Annotated in this window: 4 protein-coding genes; 2 read left to right on the plus strand and 2 right to left on the minus strand. The window is 72.7% G+C overall.

Features of this window, described 5'->3' with window-relative positions; genetic code table 11:
• Window positions 1-3: 3 nt before the first annotated feature.
• Both ABFC67_RS09265 and glgC read right to left on the minus strand, forming a co-directional pair.
• Window positions 4-1,668: a glycoside hydrolase family 57 protein gene (locus tag ABFC67_RS09265; RefSeq protein ID WP_346737724.1), complete on the minus strand. Its 1,665-nt coding sequence runs from the start codon at window positions 1,666-1,668 to the stop codon at window positions 4-6.
• A complete protein-coding gene (glgC, locus tag ABFC67_RS09270) occupies window positions 1,658-2,920 on the minus strand; it encodes a glucose-1-phosphate adenylyltransferase (protein WP_346737725.1) in 1,263 nt (420 codons plus the stop codon). Before glgC ends, ABFC67_RS09265 begins: the two co-directional genes overlap by 11 nt.
• Window positions 2,921-3,096: 176 nt before the next feature.
• Here glgC and glgB point away from each other — a divergent pair, with 176 nt between their 5' ends.
• Both glgB and glgA read left to right on the plus strand, forming a co-directional pair.
• Window positions 3,097-5,247 (plus strand): 1,4-alpha-glucan branching protein GlgB, encoded by a 2,151-nt coding sequence (gene glgB, locus ABFC67_RS09275; protein ID WP_346737726.1) that lies wholly within the window; start codon window positions 3,097-3,099, stop codon window positions 5,245-5,247.
• Window positions 5,248-5,252: 5 nt separating this feature from the next.
• Entirely contained in the window at window positions 5,253-6,731 is a 1,479-nt protein-coding gene (gene glgA / locus ABFC67_RS09280) for a glycogen synthase GlgA (protein WP_346737727.1), read from the plus strand.
• Window positions 6,732-6,828: the final 97 nt, after the last annotated feature.

A 6,828-nucleotide genomic window follows, 5' to 3' on the forward strand; every position in this document is an offset into this window, starting at 1 on the left:
GCGTCAGCGGTGCGGCCGCATCGGCGTCGCGTCCGTCACCGCCATGCTGCCGCGGGTGAACGGGTAGCCGAGGTGATCGGGCGCCTCGCACCGCAACGCGCGGTACAGCCCGGCCAGATGCACGCGGAACAGGCGCTCGAACTCGGCGACCTCGACGCCGGGGTTCCATTCGCCCGGCCACCAGAACCAGTCCGACCCCTCGCACACGCCGAGCTGGCGTTCGGCGAGGCGCCGGACCTCGGCATCGCAGCGGTCGAACGCGCCCTTCGCTTCGACCAGCAGGTCCCACGCGCGGTTCTTGTCGGCATGGCCGATCCAGGTGCCGAGATCACCGTGCACCCAACTGCCGGCGACGAGCCGTTCCAGCGGCGGCACCGGCACCGCCGGGTCGCGCATGCAGCGCGCGAATGTGGTCAGCTCGAGCTGCGGATGCGCGGCGAGGCGGCCGTACAGCTCGACCAGGAAGGCGCGCCCGTTCTCGGGGTAATGCTCCCACGCGTTCTCGCCGTCCAGCACGATGCCGACCACCCGTCCCGGTCCGGCCGGCTCGGCGGCGATCGCCTCCAGCCGCCGCAGCAGGTCGCCGACCGCGTCCGTCGCGGCCCAGTCCTTGTAGGTGAAGCCGATCAGGTCGGAGAGCACATCGTCGCGGAAGAAAATCGCCGGTCCGGCGCCGTGCAGGCGGTAGGGCCGGTGCAGCCGATCCGAGCCAAGCTCGGCCTGCCCCAGGCTGTGCCGCAGCACGGTCAGGCTGGAGGCCGTCCAGGCGAACCCCGCCTCGGCCAGCGCGTCGAGCGAGGCGGCGCTGAGCGCGCCTTCGGACGGCCAGCAGCCTTCGGCCGGCGCGCCGAACCGGTGCGCGTGCAGCGCCTGCGCCTGGGCGAGCTGCCAGCGCACGCGCTCGGCGCCGCCGGGATAGCCCGCGGCCAGCGGCAGCGGCATCGCGGCGTTCGCCTCGCGCGCGCTGGCGAAGTCCAGCAGCAGCGGCAGGATCGGATGCGCGTACGGGCTGGTGGAAAGCTCCACGCGCGACTGCTCCGCCAGCGTGCGGTAGCGCCGCGGCAGGTCGGCGAGCACGTCGCGGATCAGTTCGAGCAGCACGCTGCGGTCGTGGCGGCTGAAACGCCGCGCTTTCTCGACCAACGCCGCGGCGCGCCGGTCGGCGCGCACCGACTCGCCGAGCCAGGCGAGGTTGTGCCAGACCAGCAGGTCGAACACGAACGCGTCGTCGAGATAGGCGAAGCCGCCGGCATGCTCGAGCGCGATTTCGGCGATGCCGGCGAGCTGCCGGTACGGCGTGAAGCGCTCGATCATGTGCCGGCGGTTGGCGCGCAGGCAGGCGCGCACGACGGTGCGGCGGCGCTCGTCGTCCAGCGCCAGCACCGGTTGCGCCAGCGTATCCAGCAGCAGGCCGCCGATCGGGCGGCCTTCGCGCAGGCAGGCGTCGATGCGCTGCGCGTAGTCCTCGATCTGGTCGAGCAGCACCGGGGTGAAGTTGAAGGTCGCGCAGGCGCCCGGCGCGTTCTCGAGGTGCGCCGCCATGTCGGCGTAATCCTTCAGCGCGTGCAGGTAGACCCACGGCGCCATGAACTGGCCGGTCTGCGCATCGCGGTAGTCGGGCTGGTGCATGTGCCAGCCCAGCACCACGCGGAGCCGTTCATCCGCCATCGCACTGCTCCGCGAGCATGCCGGGCGTGACCACCGCCACGCCGCCCGCGCTGACTTCGTAACGCGCCTGGTCCGCCGCGTCGTAGCCGATCGTGGCATGGTCGGGCAGCACGCAGTGGGCGTCGAGGATCGCCCGCCGCACGCGGCAGTGCTTGCCGACGTGCACGCCCGGCAACAGGATCGAGTCCTCGACCAGCGAGCCCTCGTCGACGAACACCGAGGAGAACAGCATCGAGTGCCGCACGGTGGCGCCGGACACCACGCAGCCGCCCGCCACCATCGACGAGATCGCCACGCCGCAGCGGCCCGGCTCGTCCAGCACGAACTTCGCCGGCGGCGTCTGTTCCTGCAGGGTCCAGATCGGCCAGTCGCGGTCGTACAGGTTCAGCTCGGGGACGACGTCGAGCAGTTCGAGGTTGGCGCGCCAGTAGGAATCGACGTCGCCAACGTCGCGCCAGTACGCCGGCCTGCCGGTGGCCGGATCGTGGAACGGATAGCCGTACACCGCGCAGTCGCGCAGCGCGCGCGGCACGATGTCGTGGCCGAAGTCGTGGCTGGATTCCGCATCTTCCGCGTCCGCGGCGAGGCGCTGCAGCAGGAACGCCGCGTTGAACACGTAGATGCCCATCGAGGCCAGCGCCAGCCCGGGCGCGTCCGGCATCGGCGCGGGATGCGTGGGCTTCTCGACGAACTCCAGCACGCGGCCGCCGGCGTCGACCTGCATCACGCCGAACGCGTGCGCCTGCTCCAGCGGCACCGGAATGCAGCCGACCGTGATGTCGGCGCCGCGGCTGACGTGGAAACCGAGCAGCGCGCCGTAGTCCATCTTGTACACGTGGTCGCCGCCGAGGATCAGCACGAAACGCGGATCGTGGCCGCGGATGATGTCGGTGTTCTGGCGCACCGCGTCGGCGGTGCCCGCGTACCACGCCTCGCCGACGCGCTGCTGCGCCGGCAGCAGCTCGACGTATTCGCCGAACTCGGCGCGGAACGAGTTCCAGCCCTGCTGGATGTGCTGGATCAGCGAATGCGCCTTGTACTGGGTCAGCACGCCGATGCGGCGGATGCCGGAGTTGATGCAGTTCGACAGCGCGAAATCGACGATGCGGAAGCGCCCGCCGAACGGCACCGCCGGCTTGACCCGGTTCATGGTCAGCGCACCCAGCCGCGTGCCCTTGCCGCCGGCCAGCACCAGCGCCAGTGTGTCGCGCACGATCAGGCTGACGAAGCGTTGCGAAGGCTGCACCGCCATGGCGGCTCCCGCGTGGCGACCCTGCTTCCATTGGAGCCCGGGCACCGGGCGGCGCAGGTTGATGCAGATCAGAATGGCGTGCCGAACGCGCCGCCTAAGCTGGCGTCGATCCGCACCGAATCGCCCCGAACCGCCGCGCCATGCCCGGGCCCACGCTTCCGCCATCGGTCGTCCCCATGCTGAGCGCGCTGATCGGCGGCCGCCACCACGCGCCGCACCACTGCCTCGGCCTGCGCCGCGAAGACGGCCATGCGCTGCTGCGCGCCTGGCTGCCCGGCGCGCGCACCGCCTTCGTCGAACCCGGCGCGCACCGCATGCGCCGCATCGACGCGCACGGCCTGTTCGAATGGGACATCGCCGGCGAGGAACTGCCCGGCGACTACCGCCTGCGCTGGATCGGCCCGCGCGGCGACGAGCACAGCGCGCGCGATCCCTACGCGTTCGCGCCGGAGCTCGACCGCGACGAGCTGGACCGCTTCAACGCCGGCGTGCACCGTCGCGCCTGGCGCCTGCTCGGCGCGCACGTGCTGGAGCGCCGCGGCGTCGCCGGCACGCGCTTCGCGGTGTGGGCGCCGAACGCCGAGCGCGTCAGCGTGGTCGGCGACTTCAACGGCTGGAACGGCCGGCGCCACCCGATGACCGCGCGCGGCAGCAGCGGCGTGTGGGAGCTGTTCGTGCCCGACGTCGCGCCCGGCACGCTGTACAAGTTCGAGGTGCGCCACCGCGACTCCGGCCAGGTGCTGCTGAAGACCGATCCCTACGGCCGCGCGTTCGAGCAGCGCCCGGGCACCGCCGCGCGCGTGGTCGCCCCTTCGGGCTACCGCTGGCGCGACGCCGCGTGGATGGCCTGCCGGCCGGACTGGGCGCACGCGCCGATGGCCGTCTACGAAATGCACCTGGGCTCGTGGCGGCGCGGCGAGGACGGCGGTTTCCTCGGCTACGCCGAGATCGCCGAGGCGCTGGTCCGCCACCTGGCCGGCAGCGGCTTCACCCACGTCGAGCTGCTGCCGGTGACCGAGCACCCGCTCGACGATTCCTGGGGCTACCAGAGCACCGGCTTCTTCGCGCCGACCAGCCGGCACGGCACGCCGGACGCGTTCCGCGCCTTCGTCGACACGCTGCACGGCCACGGGCTCGGCGTGATCCTCGACTGGGTGCCGGGCCACTTCCCGCGCGACGACTGGGCGCTGGCGCAGTTCGACGGCACCGCGCTGTACGAACACGCCGACCCGCAGCGCGCGGCGACCCCGCACTGGGGCTCGCTGAAGTTCAACCTGGCGCGCCACGAGGTGCGCAGCTTCCTGATCTCCAGCGCGCTGTACTGGCTGCAGGAATTCCACCTCGACGGGCTGCGCGTCGATGCGGTCGCCTCGATGCTCTACCTCGACTACGGCCGCGAGGCCGGCGGCTGGATCCCCAACGCGCACGGCGGTCACGAGGATCTCGACGCGGTGGCGTTCCTGCGCGACCTCAACGCGGCGGTGCAGGAAGAATGCCCGCGCGCGGCGGTGGTCGCCGAGGAATCCTCCGCCTGGCCGGGCGTGACGCGACCGGCGTGGCTGGGCGGCCTCGGCTTCACGATGAAGTGGAACATGGGCTGGATGCACGACACGCTGGCCTACTTCGCGCACGACCCGGTGCACCGTCGCTACCACCACGACCAGCTCACCTTCAGCCGCATGTACGCGTTCGAGGAGAACTTCGTGCTGCCGCTGTCGCACGACGAGGTCGTGCACTGCAAGGGCTCGCTGCTGGGCAAGATGCCCGGCGACCGCTGGCAGCGCTTTGCCAACCTGCGCCTGCTGCTCGCCTACCTGTTCACCTGGCCGGGCAAGAAGCTGCTGTTCATGGGCCAGGAGCACGCCGCCTCCAGCGAATGGGATTTCGCCCGCGCGCTGGACTGGGCCGAGGCGGCCGCGCCGGAACACGCCGGCATCCGCCGCCTGGTCGACGATCTCTCCCGCCTGTACCGCGAGCGCCCTGCCCTGCATCGCCACGATTTCGACGACGCCGGCTTCGAGTGGATCGACTGCCACGACGCGCTGCAGTCGGTGGTCGGCTACCTGCGTCGCGGCGACGGGCAAACGGTCGCAGTCGCGCTCAACTTCACCCCGGTACCGCGCCACGGCTACCGCATCGGCCTGCCCGCGGGCGGCCGCTACCGCGAGCTGCTGAACACCGACTCGCGCCACTACGGCGGCGGCGACGTCGGCAACGGCGGCGCGGTCGAAGCCACGCCGGACGCGTGGATGGGCCGCGCATGGTCGGCATCGCTGACCCTGCCGCCGCTCGCGGCGCTGCTGCTGGCGCCGGAGGCGCGGGCCTGAGCGCGATGGCGCTGCGCATCCTGTTCGTCGCCGCCGAGTACCGGCCGCTGCTGAAGGTGGGCGGCCTCGCCGACGTGATCGAGGCGCTGCCGGATGCGCTGGCCGGCCTCGGCCACGAGGTGCGCGTGCTGCTGCCGCGCATCCGCGGCATGCCGCGCGGGCGTCGCATCGCGCGGCTGCCCGGCATCGGCACGCTGCGCGAGGCGATCGCGGCACCGCGCCTCAAGGCGTGGATGCTCGACACCCCGGCGCTGGGCCGTCGCAGCGGCATCTACGGCGACGCCGATGGCGCGGCCTACGCCGACGACGCCGCCTGCTTCGCCGACCTGTGCCGCGCGGCGGTCGCGCTGGCCGACGACGCCTGCGGGCTGCGCTGGCGCGCCGACGTGGTGCACTGCCACGAATGGCAGACCGGGCTGGTGCCGCCGCTGCTGCAACTGGCGCGCGTGCCGGCAGCGAGCGTGTTCACCATCCACAACCTGGCGCAGCGCGGCCTGTTCCCGGCGGAAACGGCAGGCGCGCTGGGGCTGCCGGCGTGGCTGATGCACCCGGACGCGATGGAATTCTGGGGCCACTTCGCGTTCATCAAGGGCGGGCTGCAATTCGCCGATCGCCTGACCGCGGTCAGCCCGCGCTACGCCGGGGAAATCCTCACGCCCGCCTTCGGCGAGGGCCTGGACGGCGCGCTGCGCACGCGCGCCGACCGCCTGAGCGGCATCCTCAATGGCCTCGACGAGACGCTGTGGAACCCGCGCACCGACCCGTTGCTGCAGGCGCATTTCTCCGCCCGCGCGCCGCAGGCGCGGCGGCACGGACGCGCGGCGCTGCTGCGCGAGCTGGGCATGTGCGATGCGGATGCCGAAGCCTGCGTGCTGCTTGGCCACGTCGGCCGGCTGGTGCCGCAGAAAGGCATCGACCTGGTGCTGGATGCGCTGCCGGCGCTGCTGCAGCGGCCGCTGCGGCTGGTCGTGCTCGGTCGCGGCGAGGCGGCGATCGAGGCGCGCCTGCGCGCGGCCGCGCTGGCCCATCCCGGGCGCGTCGTCGCGCGCATCGGCTTCGACGACGCGCTCGCCCACCGCATCTACGCCGGCGCCGACGCGTTCCTGATGCCTTCGCGGTTCGAGCCCTGCGGGCTCAGCCAGCTCAGCGCGATGCGCTATGGCGCGGTGCCGATCGTCAATCCCGTCGGCGGCCTCGCCGACACGGTCGTGGACGCGACCCCGCGGCACCTCGACGACGGCAGCGCGACCGGCTTCGCGATGCGCTCGGCCGACGCCGCCGGCCTGCTCGACGCGGTCGATCGCGCGCTCGCGCTGCGTGCGGATGCCGGCGCGTGGTCGCGGCTGGTGCGGCAGGCGATGGAGCGGCGCTTCAGCTGGCACGACAGCGCGCACCGCTACGTCGAGGTGTACGAAAGCGCGTGCGCCGCGCGCGGCGAAGCCTATCGGCACCCGCCGCCGATGCCGCTACGCCGGCGCGGCTGAACGCTGGCGGACGACGCGGCTCAGCGCATCCAGTCGGCGCGCAGCTTCATGCACTCGGCGCGCCAGGGGCAGTCCAGCTTGGCGCAGGTCAGGCGCA

Origin of the sequence: Mizugakiibacter sp., from assembly GCF_039680435.1 — a bacterium.
Lineage (GTDB): Bacteria > Pseudomonadota > Gammaproteobacteria > Xanthomonadales > Rhodanobacteraceae > Mizugakiibacter.